The 15,691-nt window shown below is 72.1% G+C and carries 16 protein-coding genes and 2 tRNA genes; 16 read left to right on the forward strand and 2 right to left on the reverse strand.

All coding sequences use genetic code 11. The features are described from left to right. The first annotated feature begins 61 nt into the window (after positions 1–61). The 14 genes from dnaN (at position 62) to GGQ55_RS08625 (ending at position 13,006) form a co-directional block, all read left to right on the forward strand. Positions 62–1,228, forward strand: coding sequence for a DNA polymerase III subunit beta (gene dnaN, locus GGQ55_RS08555; protein ID WP_179716052.1), 1,167 nt, complete (start codon positions 62–64; stop codon positions 1,226–1,228). A 70-nt stretch (positions 1,229–1,298) separates the two neighbouring features. Then, a complete protein-coding gene (gnd, locus tag GGQ55_RS08560) occupies positions 1,299–2,231 on the forward strand; it encodes a phosphogluconate dehydrogenase (NAD(+)-dependent, decarboxylating) (RefSeq protein ID WP_179716053.1) in 933 nt (310 codons plus the stop codon). 21 nt (positions 2,232–2,252) lie between these two features. After that, positions 2,253–3,449: a DNA replication/repair protein RecF gene (gene recF, locus GGQ55_RS08565; protein ID WP_179716054.1), complete on the forward strand. Its 1,197-nt coding sequence runs from the start codon at positions 2,253–2,255 to the stop codon at positions 3,447–3,449. Beyond that, complete coding sequence (locus GGQ55_RS08570; RefSeq protein ID WP_179716055.1) at positions 3,439–3,939, forward strand: DciA family protein; 501 nt, start codon at positions 3,439–3,441, stop codon at positions 3,937–3,939. The genes recF and GGQ55_RS08570 overlap by 11 nt, the downstream gene beginning before the upstream one ends. 24 nt (positions 3,940–3,963) lie before the next feature. Continuing rightward, complete coding sequence (locus GGQ55_RS08575; protein ID WP_179716056.1) at positions 3,964–4,803, forward strand: hypothetical protein; 840 nt, start codon at positions 3,964–3,966, stop codon at positions 4,801–4,803. A gap of 279 nt (positions 4,804–5,082) precedes the next feature. Next, positions 5,083–7,119: a DNA topoisomerase (ATP-hydrolyzing) subunit B gene (gyrB, locus tag GGQ55_RS08580; protein ID WP_179716057.1), complete on the forward strand. Its 2,037-nt coding sequence runs from the start codon at positions 5,083–5,085 to the stop codon at positions 7,117–7,119. A 108-nt stretch (positions 7,120–7,227) separates the two neighbouring features. Then, the gene (gene gyrA / locus GGQ55_RS08585) at positions 7,228–9,696 is read left to right on the forward strand and encodes a DNA gyrase subunit A (protein WP_179716059.1); all 2,469 of its coding nucleotides are present in this window, start codon (positions 7,228–7,230) and stop codon (positions 9,694–9,696) included. A gap of 172 nt (positions 9,697–9,868) precedes the next feature. Next, positions 9,869–10,450: a DUF3566 domain-containing protein gene (locus GGQ55_RS08590; protein ID WP_179716061.1), complete on the forward strand. Its 582-nt coding sequence runs from the start codon at positions 9,869–9,871 to the stop codon at positions 10,448–10,450. Positions 10,451–10,500: 50 nt separating this feature from the next. Next, a tRNA-Ile gene (locus tag GGQ55_RS08595) sits at positions 10,501–10,574 on the forward strand. Between the two features lie 75 nt (positions 10,575–10,649). Next, positions 10,650–10,793 carry a DLW-39 family protein gene (locus GGQ55_RS26835; RefSeq protein WP_179716063.1) on the forward strand — a complete coding sequence of 48 codons (144 nt, stop codon included), beginning with the start codon at positions 10,650–10,652 and terminating at the stop codon, positions 10,791–10,793. Positions 10,794–10,824: 31 nt separating this feature from the next. Next, positions 10,825–10,897 (forward strand) — tRNA-Ala (locus GGQ55_RS08605). Positions 10,898–10,966: 69 nt separating this feature from the next. Beyond that, positions 10,967–11,563, forward strand: a complete 597-nt coding sequence (locus tag GGQ55_RS08610; RefSeq protein WP_179716065.1) for a hypothetical protein — start codon at positions 10,967–10,969, stop codon at positions 11,561–11,563. A 49-nt stretch (positions 11,564–11,612) separates the two neighbouring features. Beyond that, on the forward strand, positions 11,613–12,149 hold the full coding sequence (locus GGQ55_RS08615; protein ID WP_179716067.1) for a peptidylprolyl isomerase: 537 nt from the start codon (positions 11,613–11,615) through the stop codon (positions 12,147–12,149). Between the two features lie 104 nt (positions 12,150–12,253). Next, the gene (locus tag GGQ55_RS08625; RefSeq protein ID WP_179716069.1) at positions 12,254–13,006 is read left to right on the forward strand and encodes a rhomboid family intramembrane serine protease; all 753 of its coding nucleotides are present in this window, start codon (positions 12,254–12,256) and stop codon (positions 13,004–13,006) included. On the opposite strand, the gene GGQ55_RS08630 is transcribed toward GGQ55_RS08625, so the two are convergent. Continuing rightward, positions 13,003–13,407 (reverse strand): PH domain-containing protein, encoded by a 405-nt coding sequence (locus GGQ55_RS08630; protein WP_179716071.1) that lies wholly within the window; start codon positions 13,405–13,407, stop codon positions 13,003–13,005. The two genes, GGQ55_RS08625 and GGQ55_RS08630, sit on opposite strands and share 4 nt — an antisense overlap. A 410-nt stretch (positions 13,408–13,817) precedes the next feature. Beyond that, positions 13,818–14,087 (reverse strand): cell division protein CrgA, encoded by a 270-nt coding sequence (gene crgA / locus GGQ55_RS28260; protein WP_179716078.1) that lies wholly within the window; start codon positions 14,085–14,087, stop codon positions 13,818–13,820. Between the two features lie 142 nt (positions 14,088–14,229). On the opposite strand from crgA, the gene GGQ55_RS28265 reads away from it, so the two are divergent. Further along, positions 14,230–14,976, forward strand: coding sequence for a DUF881 domain-containing protein (locus tag GGQ55_RS28265; RefSeq protein ID WP_179716080.1), 747 nt, complete (start codon positions 14,230–14,232; stop codon positions 14,974–14,976). Positions 14,977–14,993: 17 nt separating this feature from the next. Then, the gene (locus tag GGQ55_RS08645) at positions 14,994–15,644 is read left to right on the forward strand and encodes an aminodeoxychorismate/anthranilate synthase component II (RefSeq protein ID WP_179716082.1); all 651 of its coding nucleotides are present in this window, start codon (positions 14,994–14,996) and stop codon (positions 15,642–15,644) included. The last annotated feature ends 47 nt before the right edge of the window (positions 15,645–15,691 follow it).

Genomic DNA, 15,691 nt, shown 5'->3' on the forward strand with positions numbered 1-15,691 from the left:
CGGACTCGGGGACGGCACACCGCCGTCGACGGGCACGGGCTGAGCTGAAGTGGGTCGAGAGATGAAGTTCCGCGTGGCACGCGAGGTGCTCGCCGACGCCGTCGCCTGGACGGCGCGCAGCCTTCCGCCGCGTCCCTCCGTACCGGTGCTCGCCGGCATCCTGCTGGAGGTCGACGGGAACCAGCTCTCGGTCTCGGGCTTCGACTACGAGGTGTCCGCCCGGGCCGAGGTCGACGTGCACGCCACCGAGGGCGGCCGCGCGCTGGTCCCCGGCCGGCTGCTGGCCGAGATCACCCGGGCCCTGCCGCCGCACCCGGTCGAGATCACCGCCGAGGGTCCGCGGCTGGCGATCGCCTGCAGCAACGCGCGGTTCAGCCTGCCGACGCTGCCGGTGGAGGACTACCCGTCGCTGCCGGCCATGCCGTCGTCCGCGGGTGTCGTCGACAGCGACGTCTTCGCCGAGGCGGTCGGCCAGGTCGCCGTCGCCGCCGGCCGCGACGACACCCTCCCGATGCTCACCGGCGTGCGGCTGGAGATCGAGGACGACCTGATCACCCTCGCCGCCACCGACCGCTACCGGCTGGCCGTGCGCGAGTTCGCCTGGCGGCCGGAGACCCCCGGCGTCTCGGCGGCGGTGCTGGTGCCCGCGCGCACGCTCGCCGACGCGGCCAAGACGCTGACCAGCGGGCCGGAGATCGTCGTATCGCTGTCCTCGGGCGGCTCGGGCGAGGGAATCCTGGGCCTGTCCGGCAAGGACCGGCAGACCACCACCCGGCTGCTGGACGCCGAGTTCGTGAAGTACCGCGCGATCATGCCGAGCGAGTCCGCGGCGCACGCCGTCCTGCCCGTCGGCCTGTTCACCGACGCCGCCAAGCGCGTCGCCCTCGTGGCCGAGCGCGGCACGCCGCTGCGCTGCGAGTTCACCCCGGGGCAGGTGACGCTGCGCGCCGGCGGCACCGACGACGAGGGCCAGGCCGAGGAGCGCTGCGACGTCGAGTTCGACGGCGAGCCGCTGACCATCGGCTTCAACCCGACGTTCCTGCTCGACGGGCTGGCCGCCGTCCACACGCCGCGGGCGCGGATGGACTTCACCAGCCCGCTCAAGCCCGCCGTCCTCTCCGGGGTCGACGAGCCGGCGACCGACGACGAGGGGGACGCCCCGGCGCGGCCGGCCGAGCGCAGCGGCAGCTACCGCTACCTGATCATGCCGGTCCGGCTGCCAGGCTGAGGTGTCAGCGCGGTGCCTCCCGGGCACGGCGCACTCGGACTTCAGAGATCGCTCGAGAGGGGACGTCACCGTGCAGCTGGGGCTGGTCGGGCTGGGCAAGATGGGCGGCAACATGGCCGAGCGGATCCGCCGCGCCGGTCACGAGGTGGTCGGCTTCGACAGGTCCTCGCCGAAACGGGACGTCGACAGCCTGGAGAAGCTGGTCCAGGCGCTGGACGCCCCCCGCGTCGTCTGGGTGATGGTGCCCTCCGGCGACCCGACCCGGTCGGTGGTCCGTGAGCTCGGCGGCCTGCTCAGCGCGGGCGACATCGTCGTCGACGGCGGCAACTCCAAGTGGACCGACGACCAGCTGCACGCCCAGGAGCTCGGTGCGAAGGGCATCGGCTACCTGGACTGCGGGGTCTCCGGCGGGGTGTGGGGCCTGCAGAACGGCTACGCGCTCATGGTCGGCGGCGACAAGGACCACGTGGCGACGGTCCAGCCGATCTTCGACGCGCTCAAGCCGCCGGCGCAGACCGACGAGTCGGGCCAGGAGCTGCCCGCCGCGGGCTTCGTGCACGCCGGCAAGGCGGGCGCCGGCCACTTCTCGAAGATGATCCACAACGGCATCGAGTACGCGATGATGCAGGCCTACGGCGAGGGCTACGAGCTGCTCGAGGCCACCGACCTGGTGGACGACGTCCCCGGCGTCATCGCCTCGTGGACGCAGGGCACCGTCATCCGCTCCTGGCTGCTCGACCTGCTGGTCCGGGCGCTGGACGAGGACCCGCAGCTGGACCGGATCCGCGGCTACGCCGAGGACTCCGGCGAGGGCCGGTGGACGGTCGAGGCGGCGATCGAGCACGCCGTCCCGATGCCGGCGATCGCGGCGTCGCTGTTCGCCCGCTTCGTCTCGCGCCAGGACGACTCCCCGACCATGAAGGCGGTCGCCGCCCTGCGCAACCAGTTCGGCGGGCACGCCGTCCGCGCGGTCGCGGCGCAGGAGGCCGAGCGCCCCGCATGACGTCGACGGTCACCAGCTGAGGTGTACGTCCGGCACCTGCAGCTCGGCTCGTTCCGCAACTGGGAGCGGGTGGACCTGGCGCTGCTCCCCGGTCCCACGGTGTTCGTCGGCCGCAACGGCGAGGGCAAGACCAACCTCGTCGAGGCGGTCGGCTACCTGGCCACCCTGAGCAGCCACCGCGTGTCCTCCGACAGTCCGCTGGTCCGCCACGGCGACGGGCAGGCGGTGGTCCGCGCGGCCGTCCGCCGGGGCGACCGGGAGCTGCTGGTCGAGATCGAGGTCAACCCGGGCCGGGCCAACCGGGTGCGGGTCAACCGGGCACCGCTGCAGCGGCCGCGCGAGCTGATCGGCGTGGTGAAGAGCGTGCTGTTCGCCCCCGAGGACCTCGCCCTGGTCCGCGGCGACCCCACCGAGCGCCGCCGGTTCCTCGACGAGCTGCTGGTCAGCCGCACGCCGCGGCTGGCCGGCGTCCGCAGCGACTACGACCGCGTGCTCAAGCAGCGCAACGCGCTGCTCAAGACGGCGCGGCTGGCCCGCGGTGACGCGCTGGCCACCCTCGACGTCTGGAACGGCCACCTCGTCGACCTCGGCAGCCAGCTGCTGGCCGCGCGGCTGCGGCTGATCGCCGACCTCGCCCCGCACATGGCCCGGGCCTACGCCGACGTGGCCGGGCCGGACGCCGCGAGCGCGGCGCTCGGCTACACCAGCACGGTGCCGCTGGCCGGCGACGGCGCCCCGCTGACCGAGGGGACGACGCTGCCCACGGCCGACGAGCTGGCCGCCGCGCTGCGCGCCCGCATCGAGGAGCGGCGCCGCGAGGAGGTCGACCGCGGGATGACGCTGGTCGGCCCGCACCGCGACGACCTGGTGATCCACCTCGGGCCGGCCCCGGCGAAGGGCTTCGCCAGCCACGGCGAGTCCTGGTCGCTCGCGCTGTCGCTGAAGCTGGCCACCTTCGCGCTGTTCCGGGCCGACGGCCAGGAGCCGGTCCTCGTGCTCGACGACGTCTTCGCCACCCTGGACGCCGACCGGCGGGCCGCGTTGGCCGGGGTGGCCCGCACGGCCGAGCAGACGCTGATCACCGCCGCCGTCCTGGAGGACGTGCCGGCGGAGCTGCGCCGGCACGTGGTGCGGGTGGCCGACGGCGCGGCGGTGCCGCTCGACGACGCCGGCGACGAGGACCATGCGGAGCTGATGGAGGTGCCCGGTGACCGATGAGCGGCCGGCGCGGCCGAGCGACATCGCCCGCGCCGCCCTGGAGGCGGCCCGGGCGGCCTCGGCCGCGCGTCCCCAGCCCACGCGCCGCCGGATCGCCGGCCCCCGCCGCGCCTGGACCGGCCCGCGGGCGAGCGAGGACGACCCCCAGCCGCTCGGCCGGCTGGTGGACTCGCTGGTCAGCGCGCAGGACTGGTCGGAGCACACCAAGGTCGGCACGGTCTTCGGCCGGTGGTCGACGCTGGTCGGTGCGGACATCGCCGCCCACTGCGAGCCGCAGACCCTCACCGACGGCGAGCTGCTCGTCGTCGCGGAGTCCACGGCCTGGGCGACGCAGCTGCGGCTGCTCGCCCCCACGATCCTGAGCAAGCTGCGCGCCTCGGTCGGCGGGGACGTCGTGACGAAGTTGCGCGTTGTCGGACCGACGGCGCCCTCGTGGAAGAAGGGCCCGCGCTCCGTGCGCGGCCGAGGGCCGCGCGACACCTACGGATGAGGGCGATCCAGCCATGAGGCAGGCATGAGCACCGACCGGAACGACGCCGGGGACGGCCGTGACGAGGGCGCCGGCTGGCGCGAGCCGTCGCACCTGGGCGGCGGGCAGGACCGCTCCGGCGAGCCGGACCGCTCGGCCCCGTGGGAGCCGCCGGGCTGGTCGCTGCCGCCGGCCGAGCGCGGCCCGGCGCAGGAGGAGTACCAGGGCCCGCCGCCCACCGCCGAGCCCCCCGCCGCCGACCGGGCGGGCGGGTGGCTGGGCTCGTGGGGCGGCCCGGCCGAGGAGCCGCTGGTCGTGGGCGAGTCCAGCGCGCAGGACTGGGCGATCAGGCACGGCTGGACGCTGTCCGACGGCACCGGTCCGCAGGACGCCGTCCTGCAGGAGCTGATCGACACCGCGCCGGCGCGGCGGATCGGCAAGGAGCACCGCGCGACCGGCGTCGTCCGCGGCCGGGCCGGCTCGATCGAGCTGGTGGCCTTCGACGTCACCTACGTGTCGGGGCGGGTCCGCCAGGTCGAGTACGCGGTGACCGCGGCGCCGGTGCTGATCCCGCTGCCGCGGATGCGGCTGTCGCCGGCGCGGCTGTGGAAGCACCGCACCGGAGGCCTGCTGCAGCTGCCCAGCGGGGACGCCGAGTTCGACACCCGGTGGGTGCTGCTCACCGAGCAGGACACCCCGGAGCTTCGCCGGCTGGTCGCCGACCCGGCGGTGCGCGGGCTGCTGCTCGCCGGCGACGACCGCGACGAGTTCTGGACCGCGGGTGGTCACCTCGCCGCGATCCGCGCCCTGCCGCACCGCGGCTCGCTGATCGAGCACCACGCCCGGCTGCTGGGTGCGTGCCTGGGGGCCCTCGCCGGCGTGTAGCCGGGTCGCCGTCCGGGGCGTGTTCCACGTGGAACGGGCAAGCCGTCCAGCCGCCCCGAGGACGGCGTGTCACCCGCCCGGGCAGGACCGGGGGTGGCGGACGAGTCGAAAGTGGCGCAGATCCGCCCTGAGGGCGTGGACGGCGGCATTCCTGTCGTAGCCCCGGGTAGACTCGACGGCAGAAACCGCCAGCAACCGGCTCAGCGCCGTTCTGCGCCTTCGTGCCCTCCGTCGTCGTCGGGGTCGAGGTGCGCCGGTTGCGCGAGAGGAAGGCCCCACGTGGTCGCTCGACCCAAGCCAGAGAACACGTACTCCGGCAGCTCCATCACCGTGCTCGAGGGGCTCGAGGCGGTGCGCAAGCGCCCCGGTATGTACATCGGCTCCACCGGCGAGCGCGGCCTGCACCACATGGTGTGGGAGGTCGTCGACAACGCCGTCGACGAGGCGCTGGCCGGCTACTGCGACACGGTCCAGGTGACCCTGCTCGCCGACGGCGGTGTCCGGGTCGAGGACAACGGTCGTGGCATGCCGGTGGACATGCACCCGGTCGAGAAGCGCCCGACCGTCGAGGTGATCATGACCGTCCTGCACGCGGGCGGGAAGTTCGACGGCAAGAGCTACGGCGTCTCCGGCGGTCTGCACGGCGTCGGCGTCACCGTCGTCAACGCGCTGTCGACGCGGCTCGACGTCCGCGTCTGGCGCGACGGCAAGGAGTGGCACCAGGTCTACAACGAGGCCAAGCCCGGTCCGCTGGAAGAGGTCGGCCCGACCAAGAAGCGCGGCACCGCGGTCACCTTCTGGGCCGACGGCGGCATCTTCGAGACGACGACCTACTCGTTCGACACGATCAACCGCCGCCTGCAGGAGATGGCCTTCCTCAACAAGGGCCTGAAGATCGTCCTGCGCGACGAGCGCCCGGGTCAGGGCAAGGCCGAGACCGGTCTGGCCGACGAGATCTCCGTCGCCGAGGAGGCGCCGGCGCCCGGCGCCGAGGCCGCCGCGTTCGAGGCCACCGAGATCACCTACAAGTACGACGGCGGTCTGGTCGACTACGTCGCCCACATCAACGCGAAGAAGACCCCGATCCACAAGTCGGTGATCAGCTTCGCCGCCGAGGGCACCGGCAAGAACGACATGCGCATGTCGGTCGACGTCGCCATGCAGTGGTCCGAGGCGTACTCCGAGTCGGTCTACACGTTCGCCAACGTCATCAACACCCACGAGGGCGGCACCCACGAAGAGGGCTTCCGCGCCGCGCTGACCTCGATCGTCAACAAGTACGCGGTCGACAAGAAGCTGCTCAAGGAGAAGGACGAGAAGCTCACCGGCGAGGACATCCGCGAGGGTCTGGCCGCCGTCGTCTCGGTCAAGCTCGGCGACCCGCAGTTCGAGGGCCAGACGAAGACCAAGCTCGGCAACACCGAGGTCAAGGGCTTCGTGCAGCGGGTCTGCAACGACCAGATCACCCACTGGTTCGAGGCCAACCCGACCGAGGCCAAGACGATCATCGTCAAGGCGAGCTCGGCCGCCCGTGCCCGCCGCGCGGCGCAGGACGCCCGCAAGCTGGCGCGCAAGAACGTCCTCAACAACAACTCGCTGCCGGGCAAGCTGGCCGACTGCCGCTCGACCGACCCGCGCAACTCCGAGGTCTACATCGTCGAGGGTGACTCGGCCGGCGGCTCGGCCAAGTCCGGCCGCGACTCGATGTTCCAGGCGATCCTGCCGATCCGCGGCAAGATCATCAACGTCGAGAAGGCGCGCATCGACCGGGTGCTCAAGAACACCGAGGTCCAGTCGATGATCACGGCGTTCGGCACCGGCATCCACGACGAGTTCGACCTGTCGAAGCTCCGGTACCACAAGATCGTGCTGATGGCCGACGCCGACGTCGACGGCCAGCACATCCGCACGCTGCTGCTGACCCTGCTGTTCCGCTTCATGCGGCCGCTGGTCGAGGCGGGCCACGTGTACCTGGCCAACCCGCCGCTGTACAAGATCAAGTGGGGCGGCAAGGTCGGCGACGAGTACGTGTACTCCGACAAGGAGCGCGACGCCGTCCTCAAGGCCGGCGCCGAGGCCGGGCGCAAGCTGCCCAAGGACGACGCGATCCAGCGGTACAAGGGCCTGGGCGAGATGGACGCCAAGGAGCTGTGGGAGACCACGATGAACCCCGAGTCGCGGATCCTCTCGCAGGTGACGCTGGAGGACGCGGCCGCCGCCGACGAGATCTTCAGCGTGCTCATGGGCGAGGACGTCGAGGCCCGGCGGTCCTTCATCACGCGCAACGCCAAGGACGTCCGCTTCCTCGACGTCTGACGTGAACGGAGTGCCACGGCGCGGAAAGCGCGCCCCTGGCACTCCGTTCATGCCGTCTGACCAGCGACTTTATCCACCTCTGTGTATGTGACTGTGGAGATCTGAACCGTGACGGAGACCCCCTCCCGCGACCGCATCGAGCCGGTCGACCTCCAGCAGGAGATGCAGCGCAGCTACATCGACTACGCGATGAGCGTGATCGTCGGCCGCGCCCTCCCGGAGGTCCGCGACGGGCTCAAGCCCGTGCACCGGCGCGTGCTGTACGCGATGTACGACCAGGGCTTCCGCCCCGACCGCGCGACGGTGAAGTGCGCCCGCGTCGTCGGCGAGGTCATGGGTAACTACCACCCGCACGGCGACTCGGCGATCTACGACGCCCTCGTGCGGCTGGCCCAGCCGTGGTCGATGCGCTACCCGCTCATCGACGGCCAGGGGAACTTCGGCTCCCCGGGCAACGACCCGGCCGCGGCGATGCGGTACACCGAGGCGCGGCTGACCCCGCTGGCCATGGAGATGCTGGCCGGCATCGACGAGGAGACCGTCGACTTCCAGCCGAACTACGACGGCAAGAACCAGGAGCCCCTGGTCCTGCCCGCCCGCATCCCCAACCTGCTGATCAACGGCTCGGCCGGCATCGCGGTCGGCATGGCGACCAACATGCCCCCGCACAACCTGCGCGAGGTCGCCGACGCCGTCTTCTGGATGCTCGACCACCCCGACGCCGAGGCCGAAGAGGCGCTCACCGCGTGCATGGCCCGCATCCAGGGCCCCGACTTCCCGACCTACGGCCTGATCGTCGGCCGCGACGGCATCGAGGACGCGTACCGCACCGGCCGCGGCTCGGTGAAGATGCGCGCCGTCGTCACCGTCGAGGAGGACTCCCGCGGCCGCGTGCAGCTCGTCGTCACCGAGCTGCCGTACCAGGTCAACCCGGACAACCTGGCCGAGGCGATCGCCGACTCCGTCCGCGACGGCCGGCTGCAGGGCATCAGCGAGATCGCCGACGAGTCAAGCGACCGCGTCGGCCGCCGGCTGGTCATCACGCTGCGCCGCGACGCCGTCGCCAAGGTCGTGCTGAACAACCTCTACAAGCACACCCAGCTGCAGACGACGTTCGGCTGCAACATGCTCTCGATCGTCGACGGCGTCCCCCGGACCCTCCGGCTCGACGAGCTGGTCCGGCACTGGGTCAACCACCAGATCGACGTCATCGTCCGGCGCACCCGCTACCGGCTGCGCAAGGCCGAGGAGCGCGCGCACATCCTGCGCGGTCTGGCCAAGGCGCTGGACATGCTCGACGAGGTCATCGCCCTCATCCGGCGCAGCGAGTCGGCCGACGCCTCGCGGTCCGGCCTGATGGAGCTGCTGGACATCGACGAGATCCAGGCCACCGCGATCCTGGACATGCAGCTGCGCCGCCTGGCCGCCCTCGAGCGGCAGCGGATCTACGACGAGCTGGCCGAGCTCGAGGCGCGCATCGCCGACCTTCAGGCGATCCTCGCCTCGCCCGAGCGGCAGCGGCAGATCGTCCGCGACGAGCTCAAGGAGATCGTCGACAAGTACGGCGACGACCGCCGCACCAAGTTCGTGCCGAACGAGGGCGACGTCTCCATCGAGGACCTCATCGCGGAGGAGGAGGTCGTCGTCACCATCACCCGCACCGGCTACGCCAAGCGGACGAAGAGCGACCTCTACCGGTCGCAGCGCCGCGGCGGCAAGGGCGTGATGGGGGCCCAGCTCAAGCAGGACGACATCGTCGACCACTTCTTCGTGGGCTCCACCCACGACTGGATCCTGTTCTTCACGAACAAGGGTCGGGTCTACCGGGCGAAGGCCTACGAGCTGCCGGAGGCCAACCGGACCGCGCGCGGTCAGCACGTGGCCAACATCCTGGCGTTCCAGCCCGACGAGCGGATCGCCCAGGTCATGCAGATCAAGGACTACGAGGTCGCCCCGTACCTGGTCCTGGCCACGGCGAACGGTCAGGTCAAGAAGACCCGGCTGACCGACTTCGACTCCCCGCGCAGCGGCGGCGTCATCGCGATCAACCTGCGCGACGGCGACGAGCTGGTCGGCGCGGCGCTGATCAACCCCGAGCAGGACCTGCTGCTGGTGACCAAGAAGGCGATGTCGATCCGGTTCAAGGCCGACGACACCGCGCTGCGGCCGATGGGCCGGGCCACCGAGGGCGTCCGTGGCATCTCGCTGGTCGGCGACGACGCCCTGCTGTCGATGATGGTCGTCGAGGAGGGCGTCGACGTCCTGGTCGCGACCGAGCGCGGCTTCGCCAAGCGGACCGGTATCGAGAACTACCCGGCGCAGGGCCGTGGCGGCAAGGGCGTGCTGACCGCCGACCCGAAGGCCCGCAAGGGCAACCTGGTCGGCGCGCTGGCGGTCACGCTCGGCGACGAGCTCTACGCGATCACGTCGGGTGGCGGCGTCATCCGCACCCCGGTCAACGGCGTCCGGCACAACAAGGACCGTGCCACCATGGGTGTCAAGCTCATGAACTTGCCGGAGGACGTGAGCATCGTGGCGATCGCCCGTACGACGGACAATGACGAGGCCACAGCCTAGGGTGATCCCCGATGACAGGCGCGTGCCCGGCCTCGCGACGTAACCTGCGACGGACGGACCGGGGCCTGTCGAGTCACGGAGCTGGACCGCTCCAGGGTGGCGGGAGAACCGTCACCCTGGGCGGTCGGGCAGCGAGCGGACGGCGCGAGCCGCCGGGGATTGGGAGATCGGGATGAGCGACCGGCAGAGCTCGGTGCGCACGCAGGACACCGCTGCCGGGGAACCGGCGCCGGGATCCGTCTCGACCACGCAGGCGATCCCGGGCACCGGAGGTCTGCGGGCGCAGGGCGGCGGTCTGCCGACCGGCACCGCCGGCACGCCGACCGGCTCCGCGCCGGCCGCGAAGAAGGCACAGGGTCGCGGGCGTGGCGGCAAGGCCGCCGGTCGCGGTCCGCGCCGGGCCCGCCTGCAGCTGCGGCACATCGACATCTGGTCGGCGTTCAAGATCTCGCTGGTGCTGTCGATCGCGCTGTTCTTCATCTGGATGGTTGCGGTCGGGATCCTCTACGGCGTCCTGTCCGCGCTCGGCGTCTTCGACACCCTCAACGACCTGTTCGGCCAGCTGGGCAGCGCCTCCGGTTCGGGCGGCGGCAAGGACGTCATCACCCCCGGCATCGTGTTCGGCGGTGCGGCGGTCATCGGCGCGATCAACGTCATCCTCATGACGGCGCTGTGCACCGTCGGCACGTTCATCTACAACCTCTGCTCCGACCTGGTCGGCGGCCTGGAGCTCACCCTCTCCGAGCGGGACTGAGGGGGGCTCCAGGGCCGAGAACGAACCCAGGTAAGCTGTTCGAGGTTCACGGGCCTGTAGCTCAGACGGTTAGAGCGCATCCCTGATAAGGATGAGGCCGGAGGTTCAAGTCCTCCCAGGCCCACCCGTGTGCCGGCGCCCCCGGTGCCGAGACGCACGCGCGTCCCGCGGCGCGACGTGCTGCGAGGAGGTTCGACGCGTGCTGAAGAAGCTGGCATTCGCGGCGGTCATCGCCGGAGCCATCACCGCCATCCGCAAGCGCTCCGCAGGCAAGGCCGAGGCCGACCTGTGGCACGAGGCCACCAGCGGCCCGGGCGCGGTCAGCACTCCGACCGCCCGCTGAGCTCCCTCCCCGCTCGCCGGGGACAGCTCACGGGGACGTAGCTCAATTGGCAGAGCACCGCCTTTGCAAGGCGGGGGTTAGGGGTTCGATTCCCCTCGTCTCCACTCCTCGACGTCATCCGTCGGCTCGCTGAACCTCCCCGTGCGGGCGACCGCGGGCGCAGGATGGTTCCCGTGCGGATCGTCGGCCCGGGAGCGCGCGTGGTGGTCGCGGTCCTGCTCGCCCTGCTCGTGACCGGCTGCTCCGACGCGGCCCGGTCCGCGGCCCCGACCACGCCGGCCACCACGTCGGCGACCGCGACGACGGTCGACCCGTCGGTGGCAGCCGAGCAGTACGCGAGCCCCACACCGCCGTCCTCGGCCACGATGATCTGCAGCGACGAGATCCGCAGCCAGGTCACGGGTGCCCTCGACCTGGACAGCACACCGACCCCGCAGTCCGCCTGGGCCGACCACGTCTACACGTGCACCTACGCCGTCCCGATGGGCACGCTCGTGCTGGCGGTGACCGTCGCGCCGTCGGTCGACGCCGCGGGCGCAGAGCTCGACGCTCTCCGCACCCAGGTCGGCGCCACCGCCCCGGAGCAGGGCTTCGGCGCGCGGGCCTACAGCGCGCCGGGCGGCGTCCTGGTCGCGGTCAAGGACAACCTGGTGCTCACCGTCGACGCCACCGCCCTCCCCGACGACCTGGGGGCGGGCCACCAGCGGCGGATCGACGTCGTCCGGCTGCTCGCCGCCGGCGTGTTCGCCTGCTGGACGGGAGAGAGCTGATCGACGGCCGTTTCCCGTGGAACAACCGTCGAGTGGGAGAGTGGACGTCGTGACCGAATCGACTGCTCCGGCGCGCAGCGCCGTCCTGCACACGAACCACGGCGACATCCGGGTGAACCTGTTCCCCGACCACGCCCCCAAGACGGTGGCCAACTTCGCCGACCTGGCCGAGGGGCGTCGCGAGTGGACGCACCCCGAGTCGCGGCAGAAGACCACCGACCGGCTCTACGACGGCACGATCTTCCACCGGATCATCGACGGCTTCATGATCCAGGGCGGTGACCCGCTGGGTCAGGGCTACGGCGGCCCCGGCTACCAGTTCAAGGACGAGTTCCACCCCGAGCTGCAGTTCGACCGCCCGTACCTGCTGGCCATGGCCAACGCCGGCCCCGGCACCAACGGCTCCCAGTTCTTCATCACCGTGGGCAAGACGCCGCACCTGAACATGCGGCACACGATCTTCGGTGAGGTCGCCGACGAGGAGAGCCGCGACGTCGTCGACCGCATCTCGAAGGTCGCCACCGGCCGCAACGACCGCCCGGTCGAGGACGTCGTGCTCCAGTCGGTGGAGGTGCAGCGCAGCTGAGCGAGTCCCAGCCGGCCCCGCCGACCACCACCTGCTACCGGCACCCGGAGCGCCCGACCGGCATCGTCTGCACGCGGTGCGGCCGGCCGATCTGCCCCGAGTGCATGGTCCCGGCCTCGGTCGGGTTCCAGTGCCCGGAGTGCGTCCGGGCCGGGCAGGCGGGTGCCCGCGCGCCGAAGAGCGGCGGGCTGCGGGCGGCGGGCCGGCGATGGGGGCCGGTGACCCTCGTCCTCATCGGGATCAACGTCGCCGTGTACGTCGCGACGGCGATTTCCGCGGCGACGGTCGGCAGCAACCCGCTCACCCGCAACTACGTCTCCCCGCTGGGCGCCGCGCTCGTCCAGTTCCCGCCGGCGGTCGACGCGGGCGAGTGGTGGCGGATGATCACCGCGGCCTTCCTGCACCTCGGCCCGTTCCACCTGGCGCTGAACATGCTGGCGCTGCTGGTGTTCGGGTCCGAGCTGGAGCGCGCGCTGGGCCGCTGGCGCTACCTGGCGGTGTACGGGGTGTCCATCCTCGGCGGCGCGGCCGCGGTCCAGCTCTTCACGGTCTCCGCGGTGGCCGGTGCCTCCACGGCGATCTGGGGGCTCATGGGCGCCTTCGGCGTGCTCATGCTCGCCCAGCGGCAGGACCTGCGCGGCATCGTCACGCTGGTGGCGCTCAACGTCGTCATCAGCGTGGTCATCCCGGGCATCTCGCTCGTCGGTCACATCGGTGGGTTCGTGGCCGGTGCGCTCGCCATGGCCGTGCTCGTCCTGACCAAGCGCACGAGGTCGCTGCAGATCGCCGGTACGGCGGTCCTCGCCGTCGCACTCGTCGTGGTCGCCCTGACCGTCCCGACGGTCGTCGTCCTTTAGGCCGCCAGGCCCCGGAGCACCCGGGCGACCTCCTCGGGATCGGCGCCGAGGTCGCGGCGGCCGAGCAGGACGAGGACGCCGTCGTCGTCCGGGCCGGTGGCGGTGTCCAGCTCGAGCGTGCGGCCCCGCACGCCCCACCGCCTGGTGGCCCGCACCTGCACCCGCAGCCCGTGCCACGGCAGGTGCCGGCGCCCGGCCAGCGTGCGGACGACGACGCCGTCGGCACCGGCGGACAGCCTCGGCCGCAGCAGCGCGTCCCGGGCCGCGAGCCCGAGGACCAGCAGGGCGGCCGCACCGACGAGCAGCCGGCCCGCCGAGTCGACCAGGACGACGGCGAGCGCCAGACCGAGCCCGATGACGGCGAGGGCGGCCGTCTCGGCCGGCCGCGGTGACCACTGCACGTCCCCAGGCTCCCAGGGCGCCCGCCCCGGGACGACGCCCGTCCACCAGGTGCAGCTACCGGTGCCTGCCTTACCCCTGGGGACGGCCGGCGAATCCGCAGGTCACCGCGTCGCTGGGGAGTACAAGTCGACTTCTCCACAGCTGGGTACACAGCTGGGGACAGACTCACATCGGTGTAGTTACGACGATGGCGAGGTCGTCACATCCGTCCCTTCTGCGGCGTCTGCGCAGGTCAGCGGTGTGACGACCCCGTCCCTCTCTCCACACGCGGTGGACAACCCTGGGGGTAGGGCGCCATGTCGACCTGTGGACGAAGCGCCCGGCTGTGCACAGCATCCACAACCCCGGGGACGACGAAGGCCCCCGTCCCCGGTGGGGGACGAGGGCCTTCGGAGACCGAGCGGCGCGGTCAGCGCCAGCGCATCGACATGACCAGCCCGACGACCATCGCGCCGAAGCCGATCGCGAAGTTCCAGGCGCCGAGGGACACCATGAGCGGGATCTTGTCGCCGGCCACGTAGTACACGACGATCCACACCAGGCCGATGAGCATGAGCGCGACCATGAGGATCGCGTACCAGCGCGGGCTGGGCTGGACCGCCTTGGCCCGCGAGCCGCGCGCCAGCACGTCGCTCGGCGGCGTGTAGACCGACTTCTTGCGCACCTTGGACTTGGGCACGTGCGAACTCCCTCCGGGGGCCGGTTCGTCGTCCCCGGCCACTGCTGCCCTCCAGCCTAAGCTGGAAGTGGACGGCGGTGGCGGACCACCGTGCCGTAGCCACCCGACGTGCCGTCCCCGTCCAGTGTCCCGAGGAGGTGTCGTGGCCCGCATCCCCAGGCTCCGTCGTCCCTCGGGATGGGCCGCGCTCGTCCCTGTCGTCGCCCTTGCCGCCGGGCTGCTGTTCGCCACGTCGGGGCGCACCGCCCAGGGCACCGACCTGCGCGCCGGCGACGTCACCGAGCTGTCCGGCCTCATCTCCCAGCGGCAGGGGGCCATCGCCCGCCAGGAGCAGCAGTTCGCCGACCTGCAGCAGCAGATCCAGCAGCTCACCGACCAGGCCGCCTCCCGCAACTCCGGCGTCGCCCAGGCGAAGCAGGAGGGCGACTCGGGAGCGGTCTCGGCCGGGCTGGTCGCGCTGACCGGGCCCGGCGTGGAGATCACCCTCGACGACGCCCCCACGCGGCCCGACGGCACCCTGCCGGCCAACGCCCGTCCCGACGACCTGGTGATCCACCAGAGCGACGTCCAGGCGGTCGTCAACGCCGTCTGGGCCTCCGGGGCCGACGGCGTGGCGATCATGGACCAGCGGCTCGACGCGACCAGCGCCGTCCGGTGCGTGGGCAACGTGCTGCTGCTGCAGGGCCGGACGTACTCCCCGCCGTTCGTCATCACCGCGATCGGCGACGTCGACGCCGTCAAGGCGCAGCTGGCCGCCTCGCCGCAGGTGGACCTGCTCCAGCAGGCCGTGGACGCCTTCGGGCTGACCTTCTCCGTGAAGGCGAAGTCGCAGGTGACCCTGCCGAAGTTCACCGGTTCGCTGGACCTGCAGTACGCCGAGGCGCACTAGCCGTGTACACCTGAGGCGTGCCTGACAACCGGCCCGTCCTCGTCGTCGACAACTTCGACAGCTTCGTCTACAACCTCGTCCAGTACCTGGGCCAGCTGGGCGTGCGCTGCATCGTGCGCCGCAACGACGCCGTCACCGTGGACGAGCTGCCCGAGCTCGACGTCGCCGGGGTGCTGCTCTCCCCCGGCCCCGGCACGCCGGCCGGCGCCGGCGTGACCGTGCCCATGGTCCGCGCCGCGGCCGAGGCCGGGACGCCGGTCTTCGGCGTCTGCCTGGGCCACCAGGCGATCGCGGAGGCCTTCGGCGCCGAGGTGGTGCGCGCGCCGGAGCTGCTGCACGGCAAGACGAGCGAGGTCGTGCACGACGGCGTCGGCGTCCTGGCCGGGCTGCCCTCGCCGTTCACCGCCACCCGGTACCACTCCCTCGCGGTCGACCCGGCCACCGTGCCCGACGAGCTCGAGGTCACCGGGCACACGCCGTCGGGCATCGTCATGGCGCTGCGGCACCGGGAGCTGCCCATCGAGGGTGTGCAGTTCCACCCCGAGTCGGTGCTCACCGAGGGCGGGCACCGGATGCTGGCCACCTGGCTGGCCGCCTGCGGCCTCGCGCCGGACGAGGCGACCGTGGCGGCCGCCGAGGCCGGGATGCGCCGCCTGCTGCCCGCCTGAGGGCCGGACGCGACGAGGGCCCCTTCCCGGTGTGGGAAGGGGCCCTC

The sequence above is a fragment of the Petropleomorpha daqingensis genome, assembly GCF_013408985.1.
GTDB classification, from domain to species: domain Bacteria; phylum Actinomycetota; class Actinomycetes; order Mycobacteriales; family Geodermatophilaceae; genus Petropleomorpha; species Petropleomorpha daqingensis.